The 13,129-nt window shown below is 38.8% G+C and carries 13 protein-coding genes; all 13 read right to left on the minus strand.

From position 1 onward, the window contains the following. Window positions 1–95: 95 nt before the first annotated feature. Entirely contained in the window at window positions 96–1,394 is a 1,299-nt protein-coding gene (gene eno / locus IGL13_RS08015) for a phosphopyruvate hydratase (RefSeq protein WP_002357098.1), read from the minus strand. Window positions 1,395–1,525: 131 nt separating this feature from the next. After that, window positions 1,526–2,281 (minus strand): triose-phosphate isomerase, encoded by a 756-nt coding sequence (gene tpiA, locus IGL13_RS08020; protein ID WP_002362045.1) that lies wholly within the window; start codon window positions 2,279–2,281, stop codon window positions 1,526–1,528. Between the two features lie 48 nt (window positions 2,282–2,329). Continuing rightward, complete coding sequence (locus IGL13_RS08025) at window positions 2,330–3,523, minus strand: phosphoglycerate kinase (RefSeq protein ID WP_002357094.1); 1,194 nt, start codon at window positions 3,521–3,523, stop codon at window positions 2,330–2,332. Between the two features lie 126 nt (window positions 3,524–3,649). Next, window positions 3,650–4,651, minus strand: a complete 1,002-nt coding sequence (gene gap / locus IGL13_RS08030) for a type I glyceraldehyde-3-phosphate dehydrogenase (protein ID WP_002357093.1) — start codon at window positions 4,649–4,651, stop codon at window positions 3,650–3,652. Between the two features lie 39 nt (window positions 4,652–4,690). Then, complete coding sequence (locus IGL13_RS08035; protein WP_002357092.1) at window positions 4,691–5,728, minus strand: sugar-binding transcriptional regulator; 1,038 nt, start codon at window positions 5,726–5,728, stop codon at window positions 4,691–4,693. 419 nt (window positions 5,729–6,147) lie between these two features. Then, the gene (locus IGL13_RS08040) at window positions 6,148–7,026 is read right to left on the minus strand and encodes a YitT family protein (protein WP_002357090.1); all 879 of its coding nucleotides are present in this window, start codon (window positions 7,024–7,026) and stop codon (window positions 6,148–6,150) included. A 142-nt stretch (window positions 7,027–7,168) separates the two neighbouring features. After that, window positions 7,169–7,738 (minus strand): TIGR01440 family protein, encoded by a 570-nt coding sequence (locus IGL13_RS08045; protein ID WP_002365825.1) that lies wholly within the window; start codon window positions 7,736–7,738, stop codon window positions 7,169–7,171. After that, entirely contained in the window at window positions 7,735–8,241 is a 507-nt protein-coding gene (locus IGL13_RS08050) for an ECF transporter S component (protein WP_002357086.1), read from the minus strand. Before IGL13_RS08050 ends, IGL13_RS08045 begins: the two co-directional genes overlap by 4 nt. Next, entirely contained in the window at window positions 8,225–9,061 is an 837-nt protein-coding gene (locus tag IGL13_RS08055; protein ID WP_002401801.1) for a bifunctional hydroxymethylpyrimidine kinase/phosphomethylpyrimidine kinase, read from the minus strand. The genes IGL13_RS08050 and IGL13_RS08055 overlap by 17 nt, the downstream gene beginning before the upstream one ends. Window positions 9,062–9,214: 153 nt before the next feature. Then, on the minus strand, window positions 9,215–10,984 hold the full coding sequence (gene aspS / locus IGL13_RS08060; protein ID WP_002360034.1) for an aspartate--tRNA ligase: 1,770 nt from the start codon (window positions 10,982–10,984) through the stop codon (window positions 9,215–9,217). A 17-nt stretch (window positions 10,985–11,001) separates the two neighbouring features. After that, a complete protein-coding gene (gene hisS, locus IGL13_RS08065) occupies window positions 11,002–12,303 on the minus strand; it encodes a histidine--tRNA ligase (RefSeq protein WP_002362049.1) in 1,302 nt (433 codons plus the stop codon). Beyond that, the gene (locus tag IGL13_RS08070) at window positions 12,300–12,521 is read right to left on the minus strand and encodes a hypothetical protein (protein WP_002401802.1); all 222 of its coding nucleotides are present in this window, start codon (window positions 12,519–12,521) and stop codon (window positions 12,300–12,302) included. Before IGL13_RS08070 ends, hisS begins: the two co-directional genes overlap by 4 nt. A gap of 139 nt (window positions 12,522–12,660) precedes the next feature. Further along, entirely contained in the window at window positions 12,661–13,107 is a 447-nt protein-coding gene (gene dtd, locus IGL13_RS08075; RefSeq protein ID WP_002378438.1) for a D-aminoacyl-tRNA deacylase, read from the minus strand. Between the last annotated feature and the right edge of the window lie 22 nt (window positions 13,108–13,129).

Here is a 13,129-nt window from a genome sequence, read left to right on the forward strand (position 1 = left end):
GCCTTTCTTTGCAGAAAGGCGTGTTTTTACGTCCGAGTATAAGGAGAATTGGTTCATTAACCAATTGTCCCTTTAAGCGTTATTCATTTAATGAATTATTTGTTTTTTAAGTTGTAGAAAGATTTTAAGCCTTTGTATTCAGCTACATCGCCTAATTGATCTTCAATACGTAATAATTGGTTGTATTTAGCAATACGGTCAGTACGGCTTAATGAACCAGTTTTGATTTGGCCAGCGTTTGTTGCAACAGCGATATCAGAGATTGTTGAATCTTCTGTTTCACCAGAACGGTGAGATACAACTGCAGTGTAGCCAGCTTCTTTAGCCATTTCGATTGCTTCAAATGTTTCAGTTAAAGTACCGATTTGGTTAACTTTGATTAGGATTGAGTTAGCGATACCTTTTTCGATACCTTCAGCTAATTTAGTTGTGTTTGTTACGAATAAATCGTCACCAACTAATTGAACTTTGTCGCCTAATACTTCAGTTAATTTTTTGAATCCGTCCCAGTCGTTTTCGTCTAAGCCGTCTTCGATTGAAATGATTGGGTATTTAGAAACTAATTCTTCGTAGAACGCGATCATTTCTTCAGTTGTTTTTTCACCTTCGCCTGAGTCAGCTAAAACGTAAACGCCTTTTTCTTTGTCGTAGAATTCTGAAGAAGCAGCATCCATAGCAAGAACAACGTCTTTACCAGGAACATAGCCAGCTTTTTCGATAGCTTCGATGATTACTTCGAAACCTTCTTCGTTTGAACCTAAGTTAGGAGCGAAACCACCTTCGTCACCTACTGAAGTAGCTAAGCCGCGACCTTTTAAGATTGAAGCTAATGCGTGGAATACTTCTGCACCCATACGTAAAGCTTCTTTGAATGTAGGCGCACCTACAGGCATGATCATGAATTCTTGGAAGTCAATACTGTTGTCAGCATGTGATCCACCGTTGATGATGTTCATCATTGGAGTTGGTAATACTTTTGTATTGAATCCGCCTAAGTAATGATATAAAGGCACTTCTAGGTAATCAGCAGCAGCACGAGCTACGGCGATAGACACACCAAGAATAGCGTTAGCACCTAATTTACCTTTGTTAGGAGTTCCATCTAAATCGATCATTGCTTTATCGATAGCCATTTGATCGCGTACATCGTAACCGATGATTGCTTCAGCAATGATGTTGTTTACGTTATCTACAGCTTTAGTAACACCTTTACCTAAGTAACGAGCTTTGTCGCCATCACGTAATTCAACTGCTTCGTATTCACCAGTTGAAGCTCCTGAAGGAACCATTCCACGGCCGAAAGCTCCGCTTTCAGTGTAAACTTCTACTTCGATTGTTGGGTTACCGCGTGAGTCTAAGACTTCGCGTGCGTAAATATCAGTAATAATTGACATGTTTTGTCTCTCCTTTGAGTTTGTATTTATACTAAGGGGATTCCCTCATGTATGATTGTAGTTAATTCTCGCAAACTATGCAAACATTTTTTTGCAAAAGTCATTGAGAAAACGTTACCGTTAGTGATTTCTTATTTTACAGCATCTAATAAAGCTAGGAATGAGTCTGCTTCTAAGCTTGCGCCGCCGACTAAAGCACCGTCAACGTTTTCTTTTGCCATATATTCAGCGATGTTTTCTGGTTTAACAGAACCACCGTATTGAATACGAACAGCTTCAGAAACTTCTTTGCCGTATAATTTTTCAACTGTTGAACGAACAACACCACAGATTTCATCTGCAATATTAGCATCTGCAGATTTACCAGTTCCGATTGCCCAGATTGGTTCGTAAGCGATAACCATTGAAGCAACTTGTTCGTTTGATAAACCAACTAAGCCGTTAGTGATTTGACCTTCGATCCATTCCGCTGTTTTACCAGCTTCATACGTTTCTAAAGTTTCACCACAACAGAAGATTGGTGTCATACCATTTGCAAAGATTGCTTTGGCTTTTTTATTGATATCTTCATCTGTTTCGTGGAAATATTCGCGACGTTCAGAGTGTCCGATAATCACATAGTTTACACCTAAATCTGCAATTGCAGCTGGTGAGTTTTCACCAGTGAAGGCACCAGCGTTTTCCCAGTAGCAGTTTTGTGCAGCTAATTTCACTTCAGAATCTTTTAGGTTCCAAGCTAAAGGAGCTAAGAATAATGCTGGAGATCCAATCACAGCGTCAACAACGTCGTTTGATGGAACAGCATTTTTTACTGCTTCTGCAAAGCTTTGTGCTTCGCTTAAAGTTTTGTTCATTTTCCAGTTACCAGCGATAATTGGTTTGCGCATGAAAAGCACATCCTTTTCTTTTTTTAAAAATATTGTCTTTTAAACTGATTATTTATCGTTAATAGAAGCTAAACCTGGTAAAGTTTTGCCTTCTAATAATTCTAAACTTGCTCCGCCACCTGTTGAGATGTGAGAGAATTTGTTTTCGTATCCTAATTGAATTGCTGCAGCAGCAGAGTCCCCGCCACCGATGATTGTTGTTGCGTCTTCTAAATTAGCAATCGCTTCACAAACACCAATTGTTCCTTTGGCAAAGTTACTCATTTCAAATACGCCCATTGGTCCATTCCAAACAACTGTTTTCGCACCTTGTAATTCGTTAGCGAATAATTCAATTGTTTTTTCACCAATATCCAAGCCTTCTTCATCATCTGGGATTTCAGTTGAAGGAACCGTGTGGAAAGGAGCGTCATTGCTGAACTCTTTAGAGACAACTGTATCAACCGGTAAAACTAATTTGTCGCCAGCTTTTTCCATTAAGCTTTTCGCTAAGTCCACTTTATCTTCTTCAAGTAAAGATAAACCAACACTATAGCCTTGTGCTTTCATGAATGTGTAAGCCATACCGCCACCGATTAAAATTTTGTCGGCTTTTTCAATTAGGTTTTCAATGACAGCGATTTTGTCAGAAACTTTTGCGCCACCCAAGATTGCTACGAATGGACGTTTTGGATTTTCAACAGCTTCGCCGATGAATTTAATTTCTTTTTCCATTAAGAAACCAGCAACTGTTGGGATACCAGTTGAAGCAATTCCAACGTTTGAGGCATGTGCACGGTGTGCAGTACCAAAAGCATCATTGACAAATACATCGCCTAAAGAAGCCCAGTATTTACCCAATTCAGCGTCATTGCCGCTTTCTTTTTTGCCGTCAACATCTTCAAAACGAGTGTTTTCAAATACTAAAACGTCGCCGTCTTTCATATTGTTAACAGCGTCTTCTAATTCTTTACCACGTGTTTCTGGAACAAAAGTAACTGGTTGACCTAGTAATTCGCTTAAACGTTCAGCCACTGGTTTTAATGATTTGCCAGCTTTGTCTTCTTCTGTTTTTACACGACCTAAATGAGAGAAAAGAATTGCTTTTCCGCCATTTTCAATCACGTATTTGATTGTTGGTAAAGCCGCTACGATACGATTATCGTTTGTGATCACGCCATCTTTTAACGGAACGTTAAAGTCAACACGGACAAGGACTTTTTTGTCTTTTAAATCTACATCTTTAATTGTCTTTTTAGCCATGAGTAGACCTCCTGTATTGTCAATTTTAGGATTTTTCTTTTTTAAAAAAAGAAAGCGGAGAAGCGCGTTGCTTCCCCGCTTATTATTTCACAATTGTTCAAATTTCACTAATGATAAGAATGAATCTTATAAGTTAGCGAAGTATTCTAAAGTACGAACTAATTGAGCAGTGTATGACATTTCGTTGTCATACCAAGCAACAGTTTTAACTAATTGTTTGTCGCCAACTGTCATAACTTTTGTTTGAGTTGCATCGAATAATGAACCGTAAGTCATACCTACGATATCAGAAGAAACGATTTCGTCTGTGTTATAACCATAAGATTCGTTAGCAGCTTTTTCCATTACTGCATTCACTTCATCAACAGTAACTTCTTTGTCTAATACAGTAACTAATTCAGTTAATGAACCAGTTGCTACAGGAACACGTTGAGCAGCGCCATCTAATTTACCGTTCAATTCTGGGATTACTAAGCCGATTGCTTTAGCAGCACCAGTTGAGTTAGGTACGATGTTTGCAGCAGCAGCGCGCGCACGACGGAAGTCGCCTTTAGGATGTGGTCCGTCTAATGTCATTTGGTCACCTGTGTAAGCGTGGATAGTTGTCATTAAACCTTCAACAACACCAAAGTTGTCATGTAAAGCTTTAGCCATTGGAGCTAAGCAGTTTGTAGTACAAGAAGCGCCTGAAATTACAGTTTCTTCTCCAGTTAATGTTTCATGGTTTGTGTTGTAAACGATTGTTGGTACATCGTTACCACCAGGAGCTGAAATAACTACACGTTTTGCACCAGCAGTTAAATGTTTTTCAGCAGCTTCTTTAGAAGTAAAGAAACCAGTACATTCTAAAACGATGTCTACGCCTAATTCGCCCCATGGTAATTCTTCAGGGTTACGGTTAGCTAAAACTTTGATTTCTTTGCCGTTAACGTTGAATGAACCTTCGTGAACTTCAACTGTACCGTTGAAACGGCCTTGAGTTGTGTCATATTTTAACAAGTGTGCTAACATTTTAGCATCTGTTAAGTCGTTGATTGCAACTACTTCGATTCCTTCTACATCTTGGATACGACGGAAAGCTAAGCGTCCGATACGTCCAAATCCATTAATACCTACTTTAACTGTCATTAAAGATTTCCTCCTTATGAAAATCAAAAATTTTTTATTTTAAAGGGTTACCCCTTTTAAAATCTCGTTTGCGGCAGCTTCATCTGTGATGAGCCACGTTTGTTTTGGTGCATTTTTCATATATGCGCGAATGGCTTTGGCTTTCGTTTTGCCGCCCGCAATTGCGACGACATAGGGAATTTCTTGTAAGTTTTTTAATTGAAGGCCAATTCGTGGAATTTTATAGACCACTTTTCCTTCTTCATCAAAGAAATAACCAAACGATTCTGCCACGGCATTTTTTTGTTTGAGCATAACCATTTCGTCATCAGACATTTTTCGGCGTGCCGCCATGTGCAACGCTCGACCAATACTGTGCACCACACAGTTGGCATGACTAATTAACGTAAGAACTTCTTGAATCGAGGGTTCTTGTAATAAACTATTATACGTTTCACGACTCAATTGTTCTGGGACATATAACGCCCGGTAGTTACCACCCGTTTTGTTGGCCATTACAGCACTAATTGAATTGGCTTGGACAGAAACTGCTTCACCAATCCCTCCTCTGGCTGGAACAAACAAATTATGACGTTTTTCAGTTTCTAGTGATCCCATATTTTCGGCCACCATGGCCATTGTTGTCCCACCCATAACCGCAATTGTATTCTCACCATTTGGTAAGAGTAAATTCAGCGTATTGGTTAAGACATCTCCAAAGTCCGAAAGAACTTTCTTTTGGATATCACTATCTCCTGCAACAACGATACAACGTTGAATGCCAAAGTACTGTGTCATTTCTTTTTCGATTTGGTGCATGCCAAGCAATTGATTCATGACTAATTCTAAGCCTTGATAGACTTCCAAACCGCGTTCTGTTAATGTCATTCCGCTTTTTGAAGGTTCAATCAGGTTGAGCTGCTTCAAAACATCTGTTTCTGTACGCAAGACTCGCTCTGTAATTCCCATCGTTTCTGATAAACTTCTACGTCCAATAGGTTGCATCCAATAAATATTGCGAAGAATTTGGAATCTTTCTTGTAATACATCGAGCATATCTGGAGCAACTGCTTCAATCATTTTAAATTCTTTTAACATGATGCGCTCCTTTTGTGGGTCGAAATATGTCCAAGTAAGACTGAAAACGACCTATGAACTTTAAAAAAATAGAATTGATGTTCGTTTTTCCTACTATTTATTCATAACAGTATTAAAAGTACTTATCAATTACACACTTAGTGTACCAGTTTTTTTAGGTCTTTTCAATAAAAATGATTCTTTTTTCATCGTTTTCTTTCAAATCCAAACAAAGCATTCGTTTGTGAGAAACAATAGCGACTTATTTCCGAATAATCAGATCTAATTAAACCAAAAGCAAAGGAATTCACGAACGTCTTTCAATTAACTTCTTGTTTAAACGGGAATTTCAGGTCCTCTCACAAAGCATTTTTTACTTATTTTTCAAAAAAAGCAACGAAAGAATAGACACAGCCATTCTCTCGTTGCTTCATATCCTTTTATTTGTAATCTTCTTCGTAAAAACGTCCTAAAATTTTAACATTATCTGAGATGCTGACAAAGGCATTCGGATCACTTTCTTTCATGGCTGCTTCTAAACTTGGCAACTCAAAGCGTGTCACAATAGTTAGCAAAACAGTTTGGCGGTCGTGGCGATATGCCCCTTCCGCTTCATGAATAATTGTAATACCGCGGCGCATTTTCTTTTGAATCTCATCCACGACTCGATCTGGGTTTTTAGTGACAATCATAACTTGCATTTTCTTTTGCTTAGTATAAACGGCATCTGTGACCTTCCCACTTACAAAAATTGATAACGCACTGTAGAACATGTACTGCCAGCCAAATAAATAACCTGCAACGAAGACAATTAGTGCGTTAAAATAAATTGAAATCGAGCCAACGGAACGCCCCGTTTTTTTCCGAATGGTAATGCTTAGAATATCTAAGCCCCCAGAAGAAACCCCGTTTTTTAAGACAAAACCAATTCCTGATCCAGAAATCGCCCCACCAAAAATAGCACAGATAATTGGATCTTGGGTCATCACCGTTTGCGGAACAATATGCATAAATAATGAAGTTAAAGTCACGGTAATGAAAGTAAAAATTGTAAACTTCTTACCTATTTTTTTCCACGCAATAAAGAATAACGGCACATTTAACAGATACAATGTAATGGAGACAGGCACATTAAAACCCACAATTTTTGTTGAGAGGGTTGTTAAAATTTGTGCCAAGCCTGTTAAGCCACTGGAATAAATATTTCCTGGTTGATAGAAAAAGTTCATGGCAATTGATGCAAGAATAGCATAGACAATCGACACAGAAAATTTTGTTGTATAGTCATGAACTGGCAGTCCGTCATAAATTTTTTTCATAAATAATAGCCTCGTTTCAGGTTTTCAATAAATTACATTTCTTTTCATATTATACGTGGTTTACCGAGAGAAAAAAAGAGATTCCTATAATAATTACGGAAGATTCATCAAATGTTTATAGAAATGAAAAAAGAACGAAATCTTAACGATTTCGTTCTTGGGTTGTTTCATAATGGGCTCTTGGTCCACCAATATATTTAGGACGAGAATATAATGCTGTAACATGGGCCGCACCTAACGTTCGAATGCTCAAGCGAAGAGGAACTTGCACATGTTTTACATGCATACCGATAGATGTATCGCCAATGTCAATCCCTGCTTGAGCAACAATATGCTCCACTTCCACAGGTTCATCAAATTTTTCAAAGGCAGCCACTGAACAAGAACCGCCAGCATGTAATTGTGGTACTACCGAGACAATTTCAAAGCCTTTTTCTTCAGCCACACGACGTTCCATCGCTAAAGCACGATTAATATGTTCGCATCCTTGGACAGCCAAAGATATGCCTTTTTTATCTAATTGTTCAATTAAGGTTGAGACAATCCATTGCCCTACTTCGGCACTGGAATTTTTACCAATGACGCCACCTACTACCTCACTGGTGGTACAACCTAAAACAAATAGGTCCCCTTTTTGTAAATTTCCTGCTGTAATGACTTCTTCTGTAATTGTCACTAACTGTTCTTTTAACATTTTTTCATCGATAGTCATTTGTTCATCCTTCTTTCTTCTAAACGACCATTTTTTGGTAACACACGTTTTAATGTTTGACTCAGAGGCAATGCTACAATCACCCCAAATAAGGATTGAATGATATTCCCTGGTAATGAGGCAATCCCCGCACCCACGCCATAAAGCCAGCTAGTCGCTAAAGCATACCCGCTAATCATGAGGAGACTGGCTAAAAGTAATCCTAGCGTTTGCATCTTTTTATTTTTATTAAAGAAGTGCCCTGCTAACCAACCTTGTCCGCCATGAATCAATAACGAAAAAACGAACCATTGTGGATAGCCTGACAATAAATCAATTAAGCCACCGCTTAAAGCTCCGACTGTCAAGCCACCAATCGGACCAAAAAGTAAACTAGCAATGTAAATCCCTGCATCCGCCAATGTAACAAAGCCATTTGTTGCTGGGACGGGGATAATAAAGACCATTGACACAGCCACTGTTAAAGCGGTAATTACTGCATATAGACTAATTTTTCTTGTCATTATCCGCCACACCTCCTGCTAGTAATCCTTCATGCCACACACTTCCAAAAGCTGCATTTAGCTGGACCCCAGAAACAATGGCTTCATGAACGTATGTTTTTGCTAAATCAACTGCTTCAATTAACGGATATCCTTTAACTAAATTCGCACCAATTGCAGAAGCAAAGGAACAACCAGCGCCATCAATGGTGTGGGCCATTACTTTTTCTTTGACCAATTGAATATGTTGTTGTCCATCATAAAAAAAGTCACGTGCTTCTTGGCCAAGCCAACGATTACCACCTTTAATCACCACCGTTGCCGCTCCTAAAGAGTTTAACTCTTCCGCCGCTTGTTGGACTTCTTCGACGGTTGTTAATTTTCTGCCAATGAGTAATTCTGCTTCTTTTAAATTAGGCGTTATAATCGTTGCGAATGGAAAAAGTTTCTCAATCAATAACTGCATGTATCTTTTTTCATAAACTGAAGTCGTTTCTTTAAAAGCCAAGACAGGATCCAACACCACCGGCAGACCTGCGTGCTTTTTCAAAAAGGTTGCAATTTGTAGCATACTTTCTTCACTGTGAATCAAGCCAATCTTGATGCCGTCTAAACTCCCGGCAGGTATGGAAGCGAGTTGCTCTTTCACCAAAGAAGTCTCAAGGTCATGAATCTGAAAATGATTCCTTGGGGCTGTAGCAAGGCAAGTTAAAGTTGATAAGCCAAAGACTTGATGATTTTCAAACGTTTTTAAATCTGTTTGAATCCCGCCACCTGAAAAAGGATCGGAACCGCCAATTGTTAAAATTATTTTTGTCATTTGTTTCGCTCCTTTATACACTCAGTTATCATACAAAGTTTTCTAAAAAGAAAAAACAGCCAATTGGCAGATTTTTAGCTCAGCCACTTTTTAAGTCTTTCGTTATCTTTTTCCTTCCCAAAGAAAGAGTGACCTCATCCGTCAATGAAGTCACTCTTTCTTTGGATTTAACACTTATTCGTCAATGGCTGTTACATCAATGTTTAATTCAAACAATTGTAATGGAGAAACTAAACTTGGTGCGTTGTTCATTGGGTCAATTGCTTTGCCGTTTTTAGGAAAGGCAATCACTTCACGAATATTTTCTTCCCCAGCCAATAGCATTGCTAAGCGGTCTAGCCCTAAAGCAATCCCTCCATGTGGCGGGAAGCCGTAATCTAATGCGTCTAGCAAGAAACCAAATTGGTCTTGTGCTTCTTCTTTTGTAAAACCTAACGTTTCAAACATTTTTTCTTGTAATTCTCGTGTATGGATCCGTAATGAGCCGCCACCTAATTCGTAGCCGTTTAAGACAACATCGTAAGCTTCAGCATACACAGAGGCTGGGTCTGTTGCTAAGCGGGCCACATCCTCTGCTTTTGGTTGTGTAAATGGATGATGAGCAGAAACATAGCGACCAGCTTCTTCATCATATTCAAACAACGGCCAATCCACAATCCACAAGAAATTGAATTTCGATTCATCAATTAAACCTAATTCTTTACCTAAACGTGTACGTACCGCACCTAAAGCAGCGGCTACGATTTCAGGTTTATCGGCACCAAACATTAAAATATCACCGACTTCTGCATTGGTAGCAGCAATTAATTCATCACTAACTTCTGTTAAGAATTTAGCAATTGGTCCTTTTAAGCCATCTTCTTCAACTTTTAACCAAGCTAAGCCTTTTGCGCCAAATTGACTCACATACTTACCTAAGTTATCCATATCTTTACGAGAATACTTATCTGCGGCGCCTTTTGCATTCAAAGCCTTCACATGTCCGCCATTTTCCAACGCTGCTTGGAAAACTTTGAAGTCTACGTCTTTCACTACATCTGCGACATCAATTAATTCCATAGCAAAACGAGTGTCGGGTTTATCGCTACCATAGCGTGCCATTGCTTCGTCATAGCTCATTCGTGGAAACGGAACAGAAATCTCAATTCCTTTTGTCTCTTTCATCACTTCAGCCAACATATTTTCTGTATATGTTTGAATTTCTTCTGGTGTTAAAAAGGTCGTTTCGATATCGATTTGTGTAAATTCTGGCTGACGGTCGCCTCGTAAATCTTCATCACGGAAACAACGAACGATTTGGTAATAGCGATCGAAGCCTGCCCCCATTAATAATTGTTTAAAGAGTTGTGGTGATTGTGGTAAAGCATAAAAATGACCGGCATGGACACGAGAAGGAACCAAATAATCGCGAGCGCCTTCTGGTGTTGATTTGCCTAAATAAGGAGTTTCAATGTCTAAAAAGTCATGATTATCTAAATAGTGACGGATTGTTTTCGTTACTTGGTGACGTAATTTAATGTTGTTTGTCATTGATGGACGACGTAAATCTAAATAACGATATTTCATGCGCAATTCGTCATTAACGTTATTGTCATCTTCAATGGTAAATGGCGTTGTTTTCGCAGTATTTAAAATCGTAATGTCAGTCGCCATCACTTCAAACTCGCCAGTTTTCATTTTGGGATTAATCGCTTCTTTATCACGATAAACGACTTGACCTTTAACTTCGATGACGTATTCACTACGACATTTATCAGCAATTTCCCATGCTTCTTTTGACTTTTCTGGGTTAAAGACCACTTGGACGATTCCTTCACGGTCACGTAAATCAATAAAGATAACGCCTCCTAAGTCACGACGTTTTTGAACCCATCCTTTTAATACAACTTCTTTTTCAATAAATTCGGCAGATACATTGCCGCAATAGGTTGTGCGTTTTGCCATTTCTCATTCTCTCCTTTTTATTCTTCAATCATTTTTGTCATCATTTCGTCATACACTTCATCAAATGAATCATGAATAGCACTTAACGGGAAGGCTTTTTCTTCGCGTGTTGCCATTGATTTTACGTTGACAATGCCTTCATTCAATTCATTTTCACCGATTGTTAAAACTAATTTTGCTTGTAATTTATCGGCCGTTTTAAATTGCGCTTTTGGTTTGCGATTCATGTAATCACGATCAGCTGAGAAACCAAAGTTACGAATGCTTTGAACAAGTTGCAAAGCTGCGACGTTGGTTTCTGAACCAATGCCAACCACATATGCGTCTAATTCAGATAACGCTGGAATCACAACTTCTTCAGCTTCCATTGTTAACAACACTCGCTCAATGCCCATACCAAAACCAAAACCTGGTGTGTCTGGGCCGCCTAATTCTTCAACTAAACCATTGTATCGGCCTCCTGCACAAATAGTTGATTGCGCACCCATTTTAGGCGCTTCACTCATAATTTCAAAAATTGTGTGTGTGTAATAATCCAGGCCGCGAACCATATTACTATCAATTTCATAAGGAATTTCTAGTAAATCTAACATATCAGTTACTGCTTCAAAATGTGCTTTAGATGGTTCATTTAAATAATCTAAAATGGAGGGCGCTTCTGCGACAATCACCTTGTCTTTTTTATCTTTGCTGTCTAACACCCGCAATGGATTTTCGTGTAAGCGACGTTGTGAATCCTCGCTTAATTCTGCCATATGGGGCTCTAAATAATCGATTAATGCTTGACGGTACGTAGCACGTGTTTCTTTATCCCCCAAGGAATTAATAACTAATTTGATTTGTTGGATGCCTAATTGTTTGAAGAAGTCCAAAGCCATAGCCATGATTTCAACATCCAATGCTGGGTTTTCACTACCAAATGCTTCCACACCAATTTGATGGAATTGACGCAAACGACCAGCTTGTGGGCGTTCATAGCGGAACATCGGCCCCATGTAATAGGTTTTATATGGTTTCGTATATTCCGGACCATATAATTTATTTTCAACGAAGGCCCGAACAATTGGCGCTGTCCCCTCAGGACGTAGCGTCACGTGACGGTCTCCTTTATCATAAAAATCATACATTTCTTTTGAAACAATATCTGTGGTATCGCCAACACTGCGAGATATTACTTCATAATGTTCAAAAATCGGGGTTCTGATTTCTTGGTATTGATAATCTTTAAAAATCAAACGAGCTGTTTCTTCCACAAATTGCCATTTTTCAGAAGTTCCTGGCAAAATATCGTTTGTTCCTTTTGGTTTTTGATAACTCATTGTCTTTCTCTCCTTCTATCATTCCACAAAAATGTGTACGCCATTTTCTTTTTTCTAAAAATGAAAAAAGCCCTTGTATGTTGAACATACAAGGGCGTAAAAGTCTCTTTTACACGGTACCACCTAGTTTTGAAAGATTTTACTCTTTCCTCAACGATTAACGCTCGTAACGGGACGGCTTTTCTTCCGTCCATCTCCAGAATGTCTTTCACTTTCACTGTTGAAGTTGCTCTCAGCCACGGCAACTCTCTCTTCGCAGACAGATGAAACTTACTCGTTCCTTCGTAGATTTTTAATATTATCTATAAACTACTAAAGTTCTCTTAGAAAGTCAAGGGGTTCCGATAGGAAAATCAATTATTTTTCTCGTGTATCGATCACAATGGTCACTGGACCATCATTGGTCAACGACACTTGCATATCCGCGCCAAATTCTCCTGTGGCTACCGCTATTCCTTCTGCTTCTAATTGTTGATTAAATAATTCATACAAAGGAATCGCCACATCTGGACGAGCCGCTTCAATAAAACTGGGACGATTGCCTTTTTTAGTTTTTGCATAGAGGGTAAATTGAGAGATACTCAAAATTGATCCTTCAATCTCTTGAATACTGCGATTCATTTTTCCTTCGTCATCTTCAAAAACACGTAATTTACTGATTTTACCAACAACATAAGCCACATCTTCTGGCGTGTCTTCTTGATGAATGCCCACCAGCACCATGAAGCCTCGTTTGATTTGTCCCACTATCTGCTCTTCTATCGCAACTTGTGCTTGACTGACTCTTTGAATAACTACTTTCATCTTTTTTGCCTCACTTTTAACA

Source organism: Enterococcus sp. DIV1937 (assembly GCF_050535975.1).
In the GTDB taxonomy this organism is placed as follows: domain Bacteria; phylum Bacillota; class Bacilli; order Lactobacillales; family Enterococcaceae; genus Enterococcus; species Enterococcus faecalis.

Coding starts and splice junctions, on each gene's coding strand:
- eno (WP_002357098.1), bottom strand. CDS start 1,394: ATGTCAATTATTACTGATATTTACGCACGCGAAGTCTTAGACTCACGC.
- tpiA (WP_002362045.1), bottom strand. CDS start 2,281: ATGCGCAAACCAATTATCGCTGGTAACTGGAAAATGAACAAAACTTTA.
- IGL13_RS08025 (WP_002357094.1), bottom strand. CDS start 3,523: ATGGCTAAAAAGACAATTAAAGATGTAGATTTAAAAGACAAAAAAGTC.
- gap (WP_002357093.1), bottom strand. CDS start 4,651: ATGACAGTTAAAGTAGGTATTAATGGATTTGGACGTATCGGACGCTTA.
- IGL13_RS08035 (WP_002357092.1), bottom strand. CDS start 5,728: ATGTTAAAAGAATTTAAAATGATTGAAGCAGTTGCTCCAGATATGCTC.
- IGL13_RS08040 (WP_002357090.1), bottom strand. CDS start 7,026: ATGAAAAAAATTTATGACGGACTGCCAGTTCATGACTATACAACAAAA.
- IGL13_RS08045 (WP_002365825.1), bottom strand. CDS start 7,738: ATGACTATCGATGAAAAAATGTTAAAAGAACAGTTAGTGACAATTACA.
- IGL13_RS08050 (WP_002357086.1), bottom strand. CDS start 8,241: ATGACAAGAAAAATTAGTCTATATGCAGTAATTACCGCTTTAACAGTG.
- aspS (WP_002360034.1), bottom strand. CDS start 10,984: ATGGCAAAACGCACAACCTATTGCGGCAATGTATCTGCCGAATTTATT.
- hisS (WP_002362049.1), bottom strand. CDS start 12,303: ATGAGTTATCAAAAACCAAAAGGAACAAACGATATTTTGCCAGGAACT.
- dtd (WP_002378438.1), bottom strand. CDS start 13,107: ATGAAAGTAGTTATTCAAAGAGTCAGTCAAGCACAAGTTGCGATAGAA.